At 72.3% G+C, this 18,801-nt stretch carries 15 protein-coding genes and 1 tRNA gene; 3 read left to right on the plus strand and 13 right to left on the minus strand.

The window, feature by feature from the left end; translation table 11 throughout:
* Positions 1 to 108: 108 nt before the first annotated feature.
* Positions 109 to 765, minus strand: a complete 657-nt coding sequence (locus ACGF15_RS19855; RefSeq protein WP_345615987.1) for a TetR/AcrR family transcriptional regulator — start codon at positions 763 to 765, stop codon at positions 109 to 111.
* 411 nt (positions 766 to 1,176) lie between these two features.
* On the opposite strand from ACGF15_RS19855, the gene ACGF15_RS19860 reads away from it, so the two are divergent.
* Positions 1,177 to 2,475: a M6 family metalloprotease domain-containing protein gene (locus ACGF15_RS19860; protein ID WP_392800537.1), complete on the plus strand. Its 1,299-nt coding sequence runs from the start codon at positions 1,177 to 1,179 to the stop codon at positions 2,473 to 2,475.
* On the opposite strand, the gene ACGF15_RS19865 is transcribed toward ACGF15_RS19860, so the two are convergent.
* The 4 genes from ACGF15_RS19865 to ACGF15_RS19880 form a co-directional block, all read right to left on the minus strand.
* Positions 2,462 to 4,207 carry a class I adenylate-forming enzyme family protein gene (locus ACGF15_RS19865; protein WP_392800540.1) on the minus strand — a complete coding sequence of 582 codons (1,746 nt, stop codon included), beginning with the start codon at positions 4,205 to 4,207 and terminating at the stop codon, positions 2,462 to 2,464. The genes ACGF15_RS19860 and ACGF15_RS19865 overlap by 14 nt on opposite strands.
* Positions 4,208 to 4,378: 171 nt before the next feature.
* Positions 4,379 to 6,391, minus strand: a complete 2,013-nt coding sequence (locus ACGF15_RS19870) for an NAD-binding protein (protein ID WP_345615990.1) — start codon at positions 6,389 to 6,391, stop codon at positions 4,379 to 4,381.
* A gap of 529 nt (positions 6,392 to 6,920) precedes the next feature.
* A complete protein-coding gene (locus tag ACGF15_RS19875; protein WP_362611571.1) occupies positions 6,921 to 8,387 on the minus strand; it encodes an SPFH domain-containing protein in 1,467 nt (488 codons plus the stop codon).
* 58 nt (positions 8,388 to 8,445) lie between these two features.
* Positions 8,446 to 8,952, minus strand: a complete 507-nt coding sequence (locus ACGF15_RS19880) for a hypothetical protein (RefSeq protein WP_345615992.1) — start codon at positions 8,950 to 8,952, stop codon at positions 8,446 to 8,448.
* A 317-nt stretch (positions 8,953 to 9,269) separates the two neighbouring features.
* On the opposite strand from ACGF15_RS19880, the gene ACGF15_RS19885 reads away from it, so the two are divergent.
* Positions 9,270 to 9,345 (plus strand) — tRNA-Arg (locus ACGF15_RS19885).
* Between the two features lie 67 nt (positions 9,346 to 9,412).
* Here ACGF15_RS19885 and ACGF15_RS19890 read toward each other — a convergent pair.
* The 5 genes from ACGF15_RS19890 to ACGF15_RS19910 form a co-directional block, all read right to left on the minus strand.
* Complete coding sequence (locus ACGF15_RS19890; protein WP_392800545.1) at positions 9,413 to 10,561, minus strand: tyrosine-type recombinase/integrase; 1,149 nt, start codon at positions 10,559 to 10,561, stop codon at positions 9,413 to 9,415.
* Positions 10,561 to 10,749, minus strand: a complete 189-nt coding sequence (locus ACGF15_RS19895; protein WP_392800888.1) for a helix-turn-helix domain-containing protein — start codon at positions 10,747 to 10,749, stop codon at positions 10,561 to 10,563. Before ACGF15_RS19895 ends, ACGF15_RS19890 begins: the two co-directional genes overlap by 1 nt.
* A gap of 458 nt (positions 10,750 to 11,207) precedes the next feature.
* Entirely contained in the window at positions 11,208 to 12,683 is a 1,476-nt protein-coding gene (locus ACGF15_RS19900; protein WP_392800548.1) for an ATP-binding protein, read from the minus strand.
* A gap of 1 nt (position 12,684) precedes the next feature.
* Positions 12,685 to 13,536 carry a bifunctional DNA primase/polymerase gene (locus tag ACGF15_RS19905; protein WP_392800551.1) on the minus strand — a complete coding sequence of 284 codons (852 nt, stop codon included), beginning with the start codon at positions 13,534 to 13,536 and terminating at the stop codon, positions 12,685 to 12,687.
* Positions 13,533 to 14,396 carry a hypothetical protein gene (locus ACGF15_RS19910; RefSeq protein WP_392800554.1) on the minus strand — a complete coding sequence of 288 codons (864 nt, stop codon included), beginning with the start codon at positions 14,394 to 14,396 and terminating at the stop codon, positions 13,533 to 13,535. Before ACGF15_RS19910 ends, ACGF15_RS19905 begins: the two co-directional genes overlap by 4 nt.
* Positions 14,397 to 14,538: 142 nt before the next feature.
* On the opposite strand from ACGF15_RS19910, the gene ACGF15_RS19915 reads away from it, so the two are divergent.
* Positions 14,539 to 15,567, plus strand: a complete 1,029-nt coding sequence (locus tag ACGF15_RS19915) for a hypothetical protein (protein ID WP_392800557.1) — start codon at positions 14,539 to 14,541, stop codon at positions 15,565 to 15,567.
* Between the two features lie 22 nt (positions 15,568 to 15,589).
* On the opposite strand, the gene ACGF15_RS19920 is transcribed toward ACGF15_RS19915, so the two are convergent.
* From ACGF15_RS19920 to ACGF15_RS19930, 3 genes are all read right to left on the minus strand, one after another.
* On the minus strand, positions 15,590 to 16,054 hold the full coding sequence (locus tag ACGF15_RS19920) for a hypothetical protein (protein ID WP_392800560.1): 465 nt from the start codon (positions 16,052 to 16,054) through the stop codon (positions 15,590 to 15,592).
* A gap of 205 nt (positions 16,055 to 16,259) precedes the next feature.
* Positions 16,260 to 18,377 (minus strand): FtsK/SpoIIIE domain-containing protein, encoded by a 2,118-nt coding sequence (locus ACGF15_RS19925; protein ID WP_392800562.1) that lies wholly within the window; start codon positions 18,375 to 18,377, stop codon positions 16,260 to 16,262.
* Positions 18,378 to 18,482: 105 nt separating this feature from the next.
* The gene (locus ACGF15_RS19930) at positions 18,483 to 18,800 is read right to left on the minus strand and encodes a hypothetical protein (protein WP_392800565.1); all 318 of its coding nucleotides are present in this window, start codon (positions 18,798 to 18,800) and stop codon (positions 18,483 to 18,485) included.
* Position 18,801 lies beyond the last annotated feature (1 nt).

Genomic DNA, 18,801 nt, shown 5'->3' on the forward strand with positions numbered 1-18,801 from the left:
CGGCGCGGGGCGCCCCGGGCCGGGGCGGGGCGGTCGGGAGAGCGCGCACGGCCGGAAGCCGGCGGCCGGGTCCCGTACGGTCCGGCCCGCGGCGGCCCGGGCGGTCGCTCACGGCTCGCTCCGCAGGTCGCCGAGGGTCGCGGCGGACCCCGGGAGCTCGGAGCGGGCCGGTGCCTCCAGCCCGTCCACGAAGAGCTGCAGATGGCGGTGGACGAAGCGGTCCATGTTCGGGCAGGCGGTACCGGGCAGCGGGCGGGTGAGCTGCGAGAGCGCCACCATCAGGTCGCCGACCGCGACGTCGGACCGCATCCTGCCGGCCTGCTGCGCCCGCTCCACCAGCCCCTGCACGGCGGCCTCCAGCTCCCCGCGCCCGGCATGCAGATCCGGGTGGTCGGCGTCGAAGGCGCCGGAGAGCATCGGGCACAGGGCGCCGATGCGCTCGTCGGCGGCGGCGTGCACGAAGCGCCGCAGGGCGGCGAAGGGGTCCGCCTCCGAGGCGGCCGCGGATCCGGCCTGCTCGGTGGTGCGGGACATCACCGAGACGACGACCTCGCGCACGAGGTCGCTCCGCTCGGGGAAGTGGCGGTAGAGCGTGGCGTTGCCGACGCCGGCGCGCCGGGCGATCTCGTCGAGCGGGACCTGGGGCCCGTGCTCGACGAACATCTCCCGGGCGGCCGAGACGATCCGCTCGCGGTTGCGCAGGGCGTCAGCCCTCGGGCGCGGGGTGCGGGTGCTGCGGGACGCCTCGGCGGCTGCGGCGCTCATGTTCTCACTGTCCTTCCGGTCGGGCTGCCGACCCGGTCGGGGCGCGGGCGCCCCGTCCTGCGGCCCTCGGCCGGTTCACGGGTCCATCGTGTGCGGTTCGGTGCGGTACTGCCTCGGTCGCCGCCCGGGAGCCGGGCGCGGCCTGCCCGGGAGGGGCGCCCTCGACGAAGCGGGGATGCCCTCCCCGTTTCGGCGGGCACCATGCCAAACGGGGAATGGGTCCCCGGATATTTCCCGCCCGCGGTGTGACCTGTGTCACCCGGCGCACCGCCTCGGCGGCCGACCAATCCCACCTGCGGAAAGACCCCTCGAACAGCCCATTCCGGCGAGCGGCCCGCACCCCGCCGAGCGCAGGCTGACCGCAGAGCGCAGCGAGGGCCGGCCTGCTGCCGCGGAGCCGAAGGTGCGCGCATGCAGCAGCCTCACCAGCGGATACGCGCGGGGAGCGGCCGCAGGTCCCTGCGGAGCAGACGCTTCGGCGCGGCCGCCGCGACCGCCGCGTTCGGGCTCGCGGCGCTCACGACGGCGAGCGCCACCCTGCCCGCCCCCTCCCCCGCCTCGGGGCCGGTGGCCGCCCCCGACGCACCGGGGCTCGGTCCCTGCCGTCTTCCGGCGGTGCTCGGGGTCCAGATGTCGGAGGGGATGCCCACCCCGCCCGGCTACACCCCTTCCACCGGCGAGGTCAGCGCGCTCAACCTGATGATCGACTTTCCCGACGCCGAGGGCGAGGGCCCGGCGCTCGACCGGCTCGCCGAGTTCTTTCCCCAGACCTCCGAGTGGTTCACCACCAGCTCCTACGGACGGCTGGACTACCGCCCGCACGCCCCGGTGGACGAGTGGCTGCGGATGCCGAAGCCCTTCACCGCGTACGGGATAGAACGCGGATCCCCCTACGAGCCGGGCTACCGGGAGCTCGTCGAGGACCTGGTCGAGGTCGCCGACCCGGTGGTGGACTTCGCCGCCTACGACCTCGTCAACGTGCTCGTCACCCCCAACGCGGGCCCGTCGGCCCTGGACACCGTGCTGTCCGTGACCTTCTCCGGCAACGACGAGGCACCGCACGCGGACGGGGTGCCGCTGGCCAACACCTCGTTCGTCTACAGCCGCCAGGACGACGGCTCGGGCTCCTACGAGGAGACCGGCTACCGAGTGCTGCCGCACGAGAACGGCCATGTCTTCGGCCTTCCCGACCTCTACACGGCGGAGGGCGGCGGCGCCGTCGGCCACTGGGACATCATGTCGGAGGACTGGGGCGCCAACAACGACTTCCTGGGCTGGCACAAGTGGAAGCTGGGCTGGCTGGACAACGAGCAGGTCCGCTGCGCTTCCGCACCGGGCACCGTCGAGTACCTGCTCACCCCGCTCGCCGAACCGGGCGGCCCCAAGCTCGCGATCGTCCCGCTGACCGAGGACTCCGGCTACGCGATCGAGGTCCGCACGCGCGCGGGCAACGACGAGGCCGTGTGCCGTCCCGGCGTGCTGATCTACCGGGTCGCCTCCGGCGTCGACACCGGGCAGGGGCCCATCGCGGTCGCGGACAGCGCGCGCGGCAGCGGCGGCTGCACCCGCAGCCCCAATGTGCACGCCGAGTTGTCCGACGCCACCTACCGCCCGGGCCAGAGCTTCGGCGACAGGAGGCACGGCCTGTCCATCTCCGTCGTCGCGGAGGAGGACGGGGACGCCTACCGGGTGCGGGTCACCCGCTCGTGACGTCCGCCCCGCCGGGACCGCCCTCCCCGGCATCCGCACCGGGCGCACCGGGCCGGGGCCCCTCCGGGTGCAGCTCCCCGCGCAGCCTCCGCTTGAGGACCTTGCCGGTCGCGTTGCGCGGCAGCGGCCCGTCCGCCAGCACCACCCGGGCCGGCACCTTGTAGGCGGCGAGGGCGCGGGCCGCGTGCCGCCTCAGCTCCGCGGGCCCGGCGGTCGCGCCGGGTCGCAGCCGGACGACGGCCGCGACCTCCTCGCCCAGGTGCGCGTGCGGCACACCGAGCACGGCGCACTCGGCGACGTCCGGGTGCCCGAGCAGTTCCCGCTCGACCTCCCCGCAGTACACGTTCTCGCCCCCGCGCAGGATCACGTCCTTGACCCGGTCGACGATCCGCACGCCCCCCTCGGTGAGCACCGCGACGTCCCCCGTCATGAACCAGCCCTCGCGGAAGGCCTCGGCGGTCGCCCGCTCGTCGTGCCAGTACCCGCGGACGACCCCCTGCCCCCGCAGCCACAGCTCGCCCGCCTGCCCCGCGGGCACCGCCGCTCCTCCCGGCCCGGCGATGCGCACGTCGATCGCCGGGGCGGGCAGGCCCACGCAGGCGGGGTCCTCCCGGTAGGCGTCGCCGAAGGCGGCGAGCACGCCTCCGCTGGTCTCGGTGAGCCCGTACCCGTTGCGCGGTTCGATCCGGCGGCCGTACGCCGCGGTGAGCCGGGCGACCAGGCCGGGCGGGGGCGGGGCGCCGCCGGTGCCGAGGTTGGTGACCGTCGCGAGGTCCGCGCCCGTCCGCTCGGCGGCCTCCAGCAGCTGCACGGCGGTCGTCGGCACCCCCGAGTAGTGGGTGACCCGGTGCCGGGCGATGAGTTCGAGCGCGCCCTCGGCGTCCCACTTGCGCATCAGCACCACCGCACCGCCGGTGCCCATCATGGCGTAGACCGTGGTGAAGGCGGCCACATGGAAGAACGGGAAGGTCATCAGCGCGACCGGGTCGGCGCCCTGCCCCGGGAGCAGGCCCCGGCCGAGGGCGGAGGCGGCCGCGTGGAAGCGGGGGTGCACGGCGGCCCCCGCCTGGGCGAGGTGGGTCGCCACCGCGCCCCTGGGACGGCCCGTGGTCCCCGAGGTGTAGAAGATCGTGGCGTCCGCCTCGGGCGGTACGTCCACGTCCGGGGGCGCCGCGGACGGATCGGGCGCGCCGAGGTCCTCGTAGCGCTCCACCCCCTCCGGCAGCGCGTCGGCGGAGGCGTGGACGACGAGGCAGCGGGCACCGCTGCGCTTCCGCCAGGACTCCACCGCGGGCAGCCGCTCGCCGTCGACGAGCAGGACGCGCGGTGTGCAGTCGTCCAGCGCGTACGCCAGCTCGGTCGGTGTCCACCAGGCGTTGAGCGGCACGGCGACCAGTCCGGCGAGCTGGGCGGCCCAGAAGGCGACCTGCCACTCCGGGTGGTTGCGCATCACGATCGCGGCCCGGTCGCCCGGGGCCAGCCCGTAGTCGTCCGCGAACCGGCGCGCGAGGGCGCTCGCCGCGGCGAAGAAGTCCCCGTAGCCGAGGGTGCCGCTCTCCGAGATCAGGAACGGCCGGTCCGCGTAGGCCCAGGTGGTCTCCGCGAACTCCCGCAGGGTCCGCGGCCCCGAGGCGTAGCAGGGGGTGCCGTCCTCGGCCCGTACGACGGCGAAGGGCGCGCCGGGGGCGGTGAGCCGGGCGGCCACCTGCTCGGCGCTCTCGGCACGGGCCATCGGCCGTCTCTCCCCGCACTCGCTCGGTACTCGGTACTCGGCGACGCTATGCGCGGCCCCGGCACCGGTCAAGGCGGTCCCCGGCCAGCGCGGACCGGTGGCCGCGCGGGCCCGGCCCCGGACGGTGCGACCGCCCGCGACCAGGGGCTCCCGCGGTACGGCACCGCTCGGTCAGAGGTGCGTCCGGGTGCGGGTGCGGCGCCCCAGCAGCTCGGCCACCCCGCGCCGGGTGGCCGCGATGACGACGCGGTCCTCGGGCCGCAGCACCTGACCCGGGTGGAGGTCCCACAGCAGGCGGGGCCCGTCGCCCGCGCGGCGCGCCGTCGCCAGGTCGGGGCGGCGGGCGCCCGGGTCGGCCGTGTCCAGGGCCAGGACGCGCCAGACGCCGGGCCGGAAGGCCTCGCCGACGGTGCGGCCCTCGAACTGCGGATTGCCCGCCACGGGCACCGCCGCGAAGAGCAGCACCCGTCGCTCCACCGGGATCGCGCCCAGGATCTGGCGCCCCATCATCGCCCCGGCGAACGCCGGCGCGGCGAGGTGGGACACGCTCCTGCTGCGGGTCAGCGCCTCCGGGTGGGCGGCCCGCAGGGTCCGGTAGACGGCCGTGGCGAAGTCGTCGTCGTAGAGCCGCAGGGCGACCCGCAGGTCGGGCTTGACGGACCGGGCGTACAGGGCCGCCTCCAGGTTGGTGGTGTCCTCGCTGGTGAGCGCGAGCAGGGCGCGCGCCCGGTGCACCTTGGCGGTCTCCAGGACCCCCTCCTGGGTGACGTCGCCCATGACCACCGGGACCCGCAGGCTGCGGGCCAGCGGGATGCCCCGCGCCTCCGGGTCCTCCTCGATGCACACCACCGGGATGCCCAGCTCCCGCAGACTGGCGAGGACCCTGGTGCCGATCTTGCCCAGTCCCAGCAGGACTACGTGCCCGGACAGCCCCCGCAGGGGACGCAGGGTGGCGTTCGCGCCGCGGAAGGTGCCCAGCGCCTCCAGGACGCCCGCCACCAGCAGCGGTAGCAGCGCCAACCCGACCAGGCTGGTGAGGAGTTGGAGCAGCTGCCGGGTGACGTCCTCGCCGTGCGCCGGGTCCCCGATCGCGATCAGGTCCAGCAGCGTCAGATAGACGGCGTGGACCAGCGGCTCGTCGTCGAGCGCCCAGGCCACCAGCGTGAGCACCACCACCGCGGTCAGCACCCCCGCCAGCGCCCAGCGCAGACGGGCGGAGAAGAAGGCGCTCAGCGGTGCCCAGCGGCCCGCCCTGCGCCGCGGCGGGCGCACCGGGTCCTGGCGCGTGACGGTCTCCAGCACCACCGTGCCGCGCCCCTGGGAGGCGCGCACGGTCTCCTCGTCGGGGAGCAGGTCGGGCGCCCGGCCGCCGCTGCGGTCCGAGCCCTCCTCGCCCGCCGGGTCGGTGGTGGTGGACGAGAGCAGGGCGAGCGTGGCGATGCCCCGGTCCGCGGGCGGCTCTCCGTCCCCGGCCGGGGGACGCTCCACGGCGCGCAGCAGCAGACCGTCCGCCCGGACCACCTTGCCGGTGCCCGTGACGGCGGTGGCCGCGAGCGAGGGAGCGGTCGTGTCCGCGTCGGAAAGCACGGTCGTGGACGCGTCGAGCGAGGCCGGGTCCATGCCCGGGCGGGCGACGAGGGCGGCCTGGTCGAGCAGCTCCTCCAGATGCTGGCCGAGCTTGCGGTTGTAGAGCCGGACCACCAGCCGCAGACCGGGATTGAGCCGCCGGGCGGCGAGCGCGGCACGGATGTTGGTCTCGTCGTCCTCGTAGACGAGGGCGAGCGCGGCGGCGGCGTCCACGCCCGCCTCGTGGAGCACCGCCTCGGAGGGGTCGGCGGCGGTCAGTTCGCGCACGGGAGGCACCAGCCCGCGGCCGATGGTGTCCGGGACGGCGTCGCCGTCCGGGGGCGCGGCCGGGCCGACGACCACCCGCGGATCGGATGCGGACCGCGTGACGGCCGCCCCGAAGCGCCCCAGCAGCCGCGCCGAGCGGCGCGTCCCGGACGGGTCCGGTCCGAGCCCGCCGACGCTGCGCGGTTCGGGGACGACCAGGGTGACGGACTCCTGGTACACGTCGCGCAGTTCGTCGGCGAGCCGGTGCGCGAGGCCGTCGTCGCCGCAGACGATCATGTGCTCGACCGGGACTCCGTCCGCGTGCGGCTGCGGGCGTGCGGATCTGATCATGCCTGCTCCCCCTGGGGCGGTGTCACGACGGCCGGTCGGTGGGCGGCGACGGGGCCGTCACCGGCGCCACCGTGCGGGTACTGCGGGCACGCGGACCGGGTTCGCGCCCGGTGGCCCGCGTCCCGTGGTGCGTGGTCCGTGGTGCGTGGTGGTGCCGGTGGTGCGTGGTGCCGGACTCGCGAGGGCGCACCGGGACCGGCTCGGGTCGACGGGGTGCCGGGTCGCGCCGCGGCCGGGGCCACCGGCCACGGCGCGCATGATCGTTTCACAGGAGCGGCGGCCCGGTCACCCCCGCGCCGGAGGGAGGCCGCCGCGGGACGCATGCTCGCGGGGCGGGGGGCGCTCGCCCGGGCCGGGACCCAGGCATTCAGCATGCCCATGCCACTGACACGCCCCGGCACCGCATCCCCCGCCACCGCTTGCCCCGGCACCGCGGCGCCCTCCCCCGCACGCCCCTCCACACCGCCGCGCCGGGCGGACCGCCCCGGACGGCCCGCCCGGCGCCACCGCTCGCGGTGGCGGCCCCGTGTCAGGAGGAGGTGTCGTCCCGGACCTCGATCACGCCGTCCGCCTCCGGCGCACCACCCGCCGCTGCGGTCGGCCCGCCCGCCGGGGAGGGGTGCTCCGATGCCCTGCGGGTGATGCCCTGAAGGAGTTCCGCCAGGTCCACACCGGTGGTGGAGCCCAGCAGCTCCAGGCCCTGGGCGACGTTGTCGGCCACGGCGCGCGGCAGCTTGCCCGCGCCGTCGGTGGAGATCACCGTCATCTTGTCCACGGCCGTCAGCGGCTCCGCCGCCTTGGCGACCACCTGCGGAAGCACCTCCACCAGCATCTGCAGCACGGCGGCGTCGCCGTACTGGGCGAAGGCGTCCGCCTTCTTGCGCATGGCCTCGGCCTCGGCCGATCCCCGTGCGGCGATCGCGGCGGCGTGCGCCTCGCCCTCGATGCGCACGGCGTCGGCGAGCGCGGCACGGTGGTCCTTCTCGCCCTCACCCGTCAACCGGGAACGCTGGGCGTCCGCCTCGGCCTCCTTGACCTGCGCGACCCTGCGCGCCTCCGCCTCCTGCTCCGCCTGGTAGCGGGCGGCGTCCGCGGGCTTGCGGATCTTGGTGTCGAGCTCGCGGTCGGTCAGGGCGGCCTGCCGTACCGCCACCTTCTCCTGCTGGCTGAGGATCTCCTGGCGGCGGTCCGCCTCGGCGAGCGGCCCGGCCGCGGCGGCCCGGGCCGCCGCCTCGTCCGTCTCCGCCTTGATCTCCGCCTGCTTCAGGGCGAAGGTCCGCTCGGCGATCGCGATCTCCTCCTCGGCCTTCAGCCGCGCCTGCTCCGACGCGCGGCGCGCGACGGCCTCGGCGATGTCCGCCTCCTGCCGGGCCCGGGCGGCCTCGGGACGGCCCAGATCCTCCAGGTAGGAGCCCTCCGTGGTGATGTCCTGGATCTGGAAGGCGTCCAGCACGAGGCCCTGCCCCGACAGGCTCGCCTCGGCCTCCTCTGCGACCTGCCCGGCGAACGCGGCCCGGTCGCGGATGATGTCCTCCACCGACATCCGGCCCACGATGGAGCGCAGCGCACCGGACAGCACCTCCTGGGTGAACCCGACGATGCCGTTCTGCTGCATCAGGAAGCGCTGCGCCGCGGCGCGGATCGAGTCCTCCGTGCCGCCCACCTTGACGATGGCCACGCCTTCGAGATGGGCCTTGACCCCCCGCAGCGTCACGGCACCGCGCACGGCGACCGGGATGTGCCGGCTGGACAGGTCCAGGGAGAACCGCTGCTGGACGAACGGGACGACGAAGACCCCGCCGCCGACCACGACCTTCTGGCCGCTGTTGTCGGTGAACACCCGTCCCGTCTGCGGATCGGTCGAGGTCTTCCCGCGCCGCCCGGTGACGATGAACGCCTCGCTCGGGCCGGCGACCTTGTAACGCGTGATGACGACGAGGGCGAGCAGGACCAGGAGTACGACGACTCCCACCACTGCGATGAGTACCGGGCTCATGCGATTCCCCTATCGGTGCTGACGGAGAGTGCAGATCGGAAGCGGGGCGGGCCTGGTCTCACCGCTCCACGGCGCGGACGGAGACGGACGTGGCGGTGAGCACGGCCTCCACCCACACCTCGCTGCCACGGGCGACCGGCGTGGAGCTGCGCGCCGAGAGCTTCACGGGCTGGCCGGCGAGATGGACCAGCACCTCGCCGTACCCGTCGGCGGGAATCCCGGTGACCACGGTGCCGGCGCTGCCGACCAAGTCGGTCCCGCGCGGCGTCCCGGCGTCGCCGTCGCGCATCAGCGCGCGGCTGAGCCGCCAGGTCAGCCACCCCGCTCCGGCACCGGCGGCCACGCCCACCGCGGTGGCCGCCCCCGCACCGAGGCCGGTCGCCCCGAGCACGATCGCCCCGGCGAAACCCAGCATGGACACGAAGCCGGCGATCACGGGCAGTGACAGAAAACCGTCCAGGCCCCCCGACAGGCTGTCGAAGGCGCCCTCCAGGAGCCCGTCGAAGACCAGCGACAGCAGAAGCACCACCAGACCGGCGATACCGAGACCGAGAAACCAGCCCATGTCCGTCGTCACCCCGTCCCAGTCGCCGAACGGCTGCCCATACGACGATTTTTTCACATCCCTGTGTCATGCATCACTGCCGAGTCCCGGCAATCTTCGGCCAGCTTCTGCGCAGCGGGGGCACCGCCTCCGGACATCGGCGGGCAACTCGCTCCGTGCCGGCACACCGCATCCGCTACGCTGTCAGTCGGTCGGCCGGTGATCCCGGCGGTACCCGCCCGGGGCATCCCGGGCAGACCGCCACCCCACCGCCTGACCACGGGCCCCGTTTCGCCGCCGAAGATCCCCACGGCTCTTCCCGGCACCCACGGGCCCCGGCCTTCGTAGCTCAGGGGATAGAGCACCGCTCTCCTAAAGCGGGTGTCGCAGGTTCGAATCCTGCCGGGGGCACCAGCCAAAAGGCCCCGGACCGATCATGGTCCGGGGCCGTTTGACGGCACCGATTGACGGCAGTCGCCTTTCAGGCGGCCGGTCGCCGTCGCTTGAGCAGCCGGTCCATGTGGCTGATCGCTTCCCGCTGCGTGTCCTGCACGACGTGTGTGTACACGTCCATCGTGATGCTGATCTGGCTATGTCCCAGGATCTCCATGATGACGCGGGGAGCGACGCCGGCAGCCGTCAACAGCGTGGCGGTGCCGTGCCGAGCGTCGTGCAGCCGGACCACTCGCAGCCCAGCGTCACCGGCCACCCTGGTGAAGGATCGGTAGACGTTCCGGGGCTCGACCGGCCGCCCGTTCCTCGTGGCGAAGACGTAGCCACTCTCCGACCAGGCGACGCCCGTCCGTTCGAACGCCTCGCGCTGCCGCAGCCGATGCCAGCGGAGCGGAGCAAGGCACAGCGCAGGCATCGGCACCACCCGGCTGCGACGGCTCTTGGGGTCGTCGTCGTACAACTCTCCCCTGCGGCGCTGGGTTTGGTGGCGGACGTGAAGTACCCGGTTGTCCAGGTCCACATCGGACCAGCGCAAGCCCACGAGTTCACCGCGTCGCAGCCCCATGGCGACGGCCAGGACGAATGCGGCGTACAGCGGGTCCTTCCTAGCCGCTTCCAGGAAGGTCAACGTCTCCTCCAGGGACCAGGGTCGAATCTCCCGCTGCTTGACGCGCGGTGGCTCCACCAGCGAGGCAACGTTCCGCGTGATCAGTTCCTCCCTTACGGCCGCCGTGAGCGCAGTACGAAGCACGCGGTGCGCTTCCTTGGCAGTGGCGGCCGTGTGAGTGGTCTGCACGCGCGTGATGAAGCGCCGCACGTCGGCGACACTCAGCGACTCCAGCCGCTTGGTACCGAGCAAGGGCGCGAGGTAGAGCCGAACGTGCGTCTCGTACTTGTCGTACGTGCTGAGCTTCCGTCGCGGCTGTACGTAGTGCGCGAGCCAGTACGGCAGCCACTCGGAGAGCTTCGCGGAGCGGGTGGGCGTCGGGATGCCTTGGCGGTCCCGTCGCACCAGCTCTTGACGCTTGGTGTCGCACTCCTCCCAGGTGGAGCCGTAAACGGTCTTGCGCTTGCGGGTGCCGTCGGGCTGGGGCACGTAGACGCGCGCCTCAAAGCGTCCGTCCTTGCGCTGCCAGATACTGCCGGCACCGTTCGGGTTCCTCTTACGGGGTGCCATCAGGCTGCGTTCTCCTCAAGTCGGTTCTGCATGTACTCGTTGACGGCCTCCACCGGGATGCGGCGGGCTCGGCCGGACGTGTAGCTCTGGAGTTCTTTGGAACGGATCAGGTCGTAGACCTTGCTGCGGCTGAGGCGTAAGGCGGTCATGACCTCGGGGACCTTGAGCGCTTGAGGGGTCGGGGGCATGGCGATGCTCACGCGAGATCTCCTGGGGGCTGGGTCGTCTCTGCTGTCCGAAGCGGGGATTTCTGCGTCATCGCGTCACGTGCGTCAATCAGGCGCCTGACCTGCGGTTTCCGGTGACGCAGTGGTGTGGGCTCTGCGTCACCTATGACGCGGGCGCTCGTCACGGGGTGACGTTGATGACGGGGGATGACGCAGGATTCGCTGTCTGCGTCACTGGGTGTCGTCGCAGGTGAGCGGCCGTCTGTCGGGCTCGTGGTGACGCAGTGACGCAGACCTTCCCTACTTAGGAAAAAGAAAGGGGTGGAGTCTGTAGGTCTTTACGTCCGCTCAGAGCTTGAAGAACGGGCCGCTTCGCGGCGCGACCTGCGCAGGGCGGCTGTCGCCGCCGAACAGCAAGAGGAGCACCCTGCGCCGCCGCGTGCTCCTCTTGCTTTTCCACCTGTCCGCCGGGCGTGCGGTCAGAACGCGGGCTGCTGCTCGGGCGGCGGGGGCGGGGCCTGGCGGGTGATCTCGATGTAGCGGGCGGCGCTGGTGCGGCCCCAGTCGACCAGGACGCCCCGTGCGGCCAGGGTGGGCTGGATGCGCCTGAGCCGGTCGGAAAGCACCTTGCCGGTGGTGGGCCAGCCCTTGGGCAAGGGGCGGCATTCCTCGCCGCTGTAGAGGGTGCTGAGGGCGTGCAGCCACTCCGCCGACGTCATCCGCACGTCCTCGCCCGGGGCCAGTTCCTCGGCGCGCTTGAGGACCGTCTGCGCCAGAAGATCGCCCTCAATGACGTCGTCGTTGAGGTCGTCCAGGCTGGCCCGGTACGCCTCCAGCGTCCCGAAGCCGGTGGCCGCGTCGAGCTGCGCGCACAGGTGGGCGAAGTCAGCCATGCGCAGATCGGTAGGGGTCTCGGCCTGCGCTGCGCGGACCTTGACGGTCAGGTCGAGCAGGGAGCCGAGGACGACGGGCAGGATCTCGGCGTACTCGGCCCACAGCTCCGCTTCGGTGCGCCGCACGCGGGGGCGTTCCAGGCGCAGGGTGAGGAGTCGTTCGGCGAGGTCAGGGCGGATGACGCCGACGTCGATGCCGGTCAGCAGCATCGGGCGGCGGTAGCGGGAGCGGACGACGTCGCCGTCGGTGAACAGCGCGCGCTTGATGCTCTCGGCCCCGGTGATGACGCAGCACATGAGGTCGGACAGGTCCGGGGGCAGGTGGGAGAGGTTGTCCAGGGCGGTGATCCACCCGGCCGCAACCGCCGTGATCATGTTCTCTTCGTCCTTGGGTGCCCGGCGCAGGTCGCCGGTCATGCCTTCGATGATCCGCACGAGCATCCGCCCGCCGGTGGACTTGCCGGCGCCCTGCGGGCCGGTCAGGAACGGGGCGGGGACGGGCACGGACGGCTCCAGGCAGCCGATGAGCCATGCGAGGGCCAGGGCCTCGGTCTTGGCGTCGGCGAAGTTGCACAGCCGCATCAGCAGGTCGATGCCCTTGCCGTTGGTGTCCTTGGCGGGAACGGGGAGCTCCCCGGTGAGCTGGGTGCGCCGCCAGCACACCTCCTCGGGGTCGGGGATGCGGATGTCCCAGCCGGTGGGGTGGATGCGCACGGACCGGCCGTCGTCGCGGCCGAGGTCGAGCCACGTGGCCCCGTCGAATCCAGGGGCCACGCGGATGTGGGTGGGCTGCACCTGCTCGGTGAGGGCGAGTGCCTCGATCAAGTCCAACGCCTCCTTGAGAGCTGTTCCGTTGAAGACGCCGACCCCGTCACGGAAGAGGCCGACCATGAGTTCCTGCCGGTGGCTCCCGGTCGTGCCCTGGGAGCGAATGGGGCGGGCCACGGGGTGGCCGGTGCGCTGCGCGTACACGGTTCCGTCGACGGTGCGGAAGTACCGGAAGTGCGCCTGTGCGTATTCGGTGATGACCTGCCGGGCGGGGTTCTTCTCGTCGTCGGACACGTCACAGTCCCAACGTGGTGCGGGCATTAGTCCACGCGTCGGTGCAGTGCCGGGGGGTCTCGCCCTTGGCCTGCGCGGCGGTGAACAGCCGGTTGACGTGGGTGTCGGTGAGGCAGCCGCACCGGCCGTGCGTGGACAGCACCGCGAGGAACGCCCCGTAGACCGTGGCGTGGACCGCGCTGCGGGCGGCGGTGATGCGCTGCTCTGCCATGGTGATCCCGCGTTCCAGGAAGACGGGCGTGCGGTGCGGGCACCGCACGCCACCGGACGGCGCGAGCACCGACACGGCCCGGGGCGCCGGGCGGAAGGCGGGTGGCTGTTTCACGGCCAGTGCGCGAACCGCGTCGGGCAGGTCGGCCAGACGGCCGGTGCCGGGGCCCAGGTAGCGGGCGTAGGACATGGTCGACTTGATGTCGACACCGGGCCGGACCGCGTTGTGCGAGGTCATGGTGCCCCGGTAGATCCAGTGCTCACCGCGCGTCGTCGGCACGGTGAGCGTGGCGGGCAGTGTGGCGCGGGCCCAGGTGATGGCGTCCGCATCGTCCAGGTCGACCACGGTCAGTCCGGCGCCGCCGGGGTGGTAGGCGACGGCGACAGCCTGCCGCCATGCGGTCTCCCAGGCCGGGGAGGTGAGGACGGCCGTGTCGGTGGTGGCGGCGGCCCATGCGTGGCAGACGCCGGGGCACTGGCACGGCCCCGGGGTCTTCATGTTCGGCCGGCCGCCGCACGCGTTGCCGATGCAGGTGGGGCAGTTGCCGAACGGCACCTTGCCGCGGCGAAGGGGAAGTACGGGCACGTCGGACGCGGCGAGACTCACGGCGGTGTGCAGCAGGGGGTTGGGCGTCTTGCTCATGCCGCGCTCCCGTCGGTCAGTAGCGTCTGCTGGTGGGTGGGGATGGCGGCCAGGACGCGGCGGCGCCAGTTGAGGGCGTAGTCGATGCAGTTGGCGCAGTTCTTGTGAGTGTGGCCGGGCAGCGCCGGGCGCCATCGGGCGTGGGAGCTCCAGGCTGCGGAGTCCGCGGAGGCGAGGAGGTGCCCGACGCGTTCCAGGCCGAGGGTCTTGATTCCGAAGCCGTGCAGGCGGTAGCCGCGGGCCGCCATCGCGGTGACGATCGCTGCCCCTTGCTTGGTGGACTGCAGGCGGCACACAGAACCGAGCCCGACCGTGGGCTCTTGGCGCAGGTCGACGCCGTAGCTCTCGTACAGGTCCGCGCACGCGTGGTACTCGTCCACGGTGCGGCCCTGCAGGGTCGGGATGATCCGCAGGGTTGGGGCGAGGGAGCGCAGGTCCAGGAAGTTGTGCACGGTGCGCCGCTGGTGCTCTGGCACGCTCAACTTGGTCCCGACGAACGTGAGCGGGCCGGCGGTGCCGCCGTGGATGATGAGGTCTTCGCACATCCAGTCCTGCCCGGCGGCCCAGTCGTAGGGGCCGACGTGTTCCCAGATGCGGCGCAGGTCTTCCACGTACTGGCGCGGGCTGCGGGTCCAGCGGCCGTGACGTTGTAGCTCGGTGAAGCCGCCGGAGTCGACTGCGTACCGGCCGCGGGCCGGGTACAGCTTCGCGGCGGCAGCGAAGTGCTCGGACTTCAGGAACAGCGGCACGTCGGTGAGCTTGATCCAGTGCCGCTTGTGGGTGGTCAGGTAGAACCGCAGCCCGCCCGCGGCGGGAGCTCCCGCCGCTAAGGCTCGCGGGAAGGTGGTGGGTTGCGTCATGCTGGAAGACCTCCAACAGGTCTGTAGTGGGCTGGTTGGGCGAGGGCGGTCCCGGTTCTTTGGCGAGATGCGGGGACCGCCCTTGGTCCTGCGCCGGAGCAAAGGGGCGCAGGGTGTCAGTGGGGGTGGTTAAGGTCGCGGCATGACGACGACCGTTGATCTTGTGCCGGGCATGGTGACGACGCGTGATGCGATCGCGGCGGCCTACGGCTGTGGCACGTTCCAGGGCATCGAGCCGGCCGATGAAGCGGGCAAGGTGTTCGTGTACTCCGACCCGTCCGCGGGCGAGGAGTACGGCTACACCTTCGATGGCCGCGCCGAGGACGACGAGTTCGGGCCGCTGTACCTGTACACCGGGGCCGGCGCCAAGGGCGATCAGAAGCCGTCGGGGCGTAACGGGTCACTGCTGACCGCGGCGGAGAAGGACCGTGAGATCCATCTGTTCGTCGCGCACGGAAAGGTTCCCGGCAGCGGGGCGATGCGGCAGCGCTACATCGGGCAGATGGTGTTGGACCCCATCAATCCCTACGAGGTACGTCGCGGGCCCGGCAGGGACAACGTGATGCGCAATGTGTTGGTGTTCCGGTTCCGGCCGGCCGAGGGAACGACGCCGGCATGGACTGAGGCGGACCGTATGCCGGCTGCGACCCGCACTGACGTCGAAATCACTGAACCGGTGGTGACGGTGCCGGCCCCGGTGGTGCTGCCGCAGCAAAGCGGAGCCAAGGTCAAGAAGACCGAGCAGCACGCCACCACGGAGACGGTCGCGGACATTCCTGCCGCACAACGCAAGGTCCTGCGCCGCGAGGGCGAGTTGGTCAAGGCGTTCGCGGCGCATCTGGCCGCGGCGGGCCATGAAACCCACAGCTTCCAGATCACTATCAAGGGTGAGCCCGGGGCGTTGATTCCCGACCTGTACGACGCGACGGACCATGCGCTGTATGAGGCGAAGGGGCAGACGACGCGGGCCAACATTCGCATGGCCATCGGCCAGTTGGCCGACTACCGCCGCCACATCCCCGGGCAGAAGGTGCTCCGGGTTGTCGTGTTGCTGCCAAGCGAGCCGAGCGAGGATTTGAAGGATCTCCTCGGCGAGGAGTACGTGGAGCTGGTCTACCAGACGGAAGGCGGCGGGTTCGTCGGATGGCCGCTCGCCTACAACCAGCCGTAGACGCCGCGGGCTGCACGTCCGACTAGATGCGGAAGTGGTTGCGCTTGAACGTGGCCTTGCGAATGTTCACAGTGGTGCCGCCCCCGCGGCCGCTGGTGCTGAAGATCTGCACGGCGATCCAGCCGCCGAAGATGACGGCGGCGAGGATGATGAGCTGGGTGATCAGAGCGGTCAGAGCCGCGATGAACGTGGTGAGCAGCAGTAGTCCGCCGCACACGGCGAGGAACCCGACGCCTCCGAGGGCGACGTTCACCGCCGCGCGGGAAACGGGCGGCTTGGCTGCGAGGGGTTCGGGCTGCAGGGGGCTGAGGCTGTAGCCGGTGACGACGCGGCCGTCCGGCAGGACGACGCTCGCCACCGCCGGGACTGTGCCCGGCTGCATCGGGATGACCGGTGCCGGCGTCGCGACGGCGGGCGGTAGCGGGGTCGGGTGGTGGACCTCCACGGCCCGCAGGATGGGCGCGTGCGGGGTGTGCTCGGAGTACATGCGGAATCCCTTCGCGGAGTGGTTCAGGGAGGCGGAAGCACCCCCTTGGGGGTGCGCTGTGGAGGGGGGTTTCAGGGGTCTGACCTGGGGTGCCTCCCTGCCTCCCTGAACGATCATTTGCGCAGGTCAGGGGCAGGGAGGCGGGTCAGGGAGGGGTTCAGGGAGTTCTCCCTGCCTCCCTGACCCGGGCGGGGTCGGGTCCCTGTCATCCGTCGGCGGAAGCGGAACCGTCGGTGTCGCGGTTGGCGAGGGCGCGGGTGAGCCGGTCGCGGCCGACGACCATGCGGCCGTCGGACTTGTAGGGCTCGGCTCCGGTGCCGTCGAGGACGCGCTTGAGGTCGATGAACGACCACTTGCCGTACGCGTCCGCGTTCAGTGCGGCGAGCCGCTTGAGGACGTCCTGGGTGAGCACCCGCGACGCCGTGCCGACCACGGAGGCGATGTCGGCGAGCGGGTCACGCTCTTCGCCGCGTTCGATGGCGTGCAGGGTGGTGACGCCATCGCGCAGGGCCTTGGCCCGGTCGGTGATCGCGGTGGCCGCGTCGTCATCGATGTAGTGCGTGCGCACGGTGATGGACGACTGGCCGGCCGGGATGGTGATGCCGTCGGAGGCGACGACCAGGGTTCCCTTGTCCAGGCCGGGGCGCAGCAGGTTGGGGGCGGCGCCGCCGTCGACGGCCTTGTCCCCCAGCGCCATACGGGCCTGCGACTCCGTGCCCAGGGCGAGCGAGGCCCGCGTGTGGGCGCCCTCGCGGACCAGCTTGGGCAGGTTCTCGTTGGTCGGGTCCTGGGTGCCCTGCCACATCAGCACGTTCACCGCGCGCCCCTGGTTGTGGATCTTGCGGACAGCCATGAAGTACCGGGAGTTGGCCTTGGACCCGCCGTAGGGGCGCTTGTCCTGGTCCTTGGCCGGGCACATGAAGGCGACCTGTGCTTCATCCACGAGCACGATGAGCGGCGGGAACACCGTGCCGGGCGGGGCCTGGATGCGGCGGTTCATCTCGTCCACGGCGCCTTCGACCATCTCGGTCACCTGGATGACGTGCTCATCGGTCGGCCCCTGGATGAGCGTGCTGGCGAGGCCGTCGAACATGGCCCAGTCGCCCACGCCCTTGAGGTCGCCCATGAGGAACTGCACCGACCGATCCAGCGACAGCCACAGCGCCAGGGAGCGCAGGGCCACGGTCTTGCCCTGGTTCGACAGACCCGTGATGAGGAGGTGCCGCTGATACAGCGACAGGGCTGCGGCATCCCCGCGCAGGTCCTGGCCCCACGGCGCCTTACCGGTCTTGTAGTTGGCGGTCATGGTGTCGTCGGTGACCAGCGGGGACGGGCCGATCGGCTCGTCCAGGGCCCCGGAGTCGGCGATCCACAGGCGGACCGTGCGGGCGGCCTGGGGGATGGTGATGAACACTTCGTGTTCGTGGCGGGTCAGGTTCTCGGCGAGCTTGCGGCGCTTGTTCTGCACCTCATTCGTGGACACCCCGGAGGGCAGGGTGACGTCGACTTCGACGCCGCATCCGGCGATGGTGATCGGTCCGAGCATTGAGGCGCCGGCGTCGCCCATGTCCTTGATGGCACTGCGAAGGGCGGGGATGCCCAGGTCGCGCAGGGCCTTGACCACGATGGACGGGGTGATCGGCTCCCCCTCGCCGGACCGCACGTTGGCGGGCAGGGCCCACTGGGGTGCGGCTTGTTGCTTGCGGCCGACGGCCCATAGGGCGAGCAGGGCGAGGAACGGGCCAATGGTGAGGGCCGGGCCCCACACGATCTGCACGATGCGGATGAGCAGGGCGATGAACTCGATGGTGGCCGACAGGGGCGTGATGACGTCGGTGGCCTGCCCGGTGCTGATGGCCAGGACGACGCCGAGGCCGACTAGTACACCGATGCTCATGCCGGCGCCGACGGCGACACCCTTGGCAGCCTCCACCGGGGAGTGCAGGAGGTCCATGCGGCGGTGGTGACGGGAGGCACGGAACCGCTGCAGGCGCTCCTCCCACTCTTCGGCCGCTTCGAGGTTCCCCGCGGCTTCCGCCGCGCGGATCATCCGCTCGTAGCGGGCTCCGGTACGGCCGTCCCACGCCCGGCGGGCCACGATCCGCCCGCCGTTGAACGTGTAGGACGTGTGCCGGGCCGCCGCTCGCGCCGCTGCCCTGGTCCTCTCGTGCGTGACGGCCGTCTTCACCGCGCGGCCGGAGCGGACCCACAGCGGCACGGGCCGCGCCGGGGACGCGTCCGGAACCACGGTCAGAGTCGTCACGGCCGCCGGATCGGCGGGCGGGTCGGTGTTCTTGTGGAGGTGAACGACGTTCTCGGACATGCTGGGGTGTCTCCTGACTGCCCCTTCGTGGGGCGGGAGTGAGGGAGAGAGCCGGGGTGGCCGGGTCCGTGGAAAGAGCGGCCACCCCGGTGCCGGAAGGGCTGGTCAGAACCAGCGGGACGACTTGCGTGCGGCCTTGGCGCGCGCGGCCTCGGTGATCAGCCGCTGACGCTCGCCGTGCAGCGCGGTCAGCTCGGCGGTCAGGCGCATCTCTACGGACGAGCCGAGGGAGTCCATGCGGTTCTCCGCGCCGGTCGTGCTGCGGTCCCGGTGGGCGCTGCGGGCCCCGGAGGCGAGCGCGCGGCTCATGGCGAGGCGTTCGCGGGCGGTCAGGGGCCACCACTCGCCCCTGCGCACGGCCTCCAGCTTCTTCCTGGTCTTCTCGATCTCACGGTCGAGACGGCGGATCTCGGAGTTGCCCATG

This window comes from Streptomyces sp. NPDC048001, from assembly GCF_043203115.1.
In the GTDB taxonomy this organism is placed as follows: domain Bacteria; phylum Actinomycetota; class Actinomycetes; order Streptomycetales; family Streptomycetaceae; genus Streptomyces; species Streptomyces sanyensis.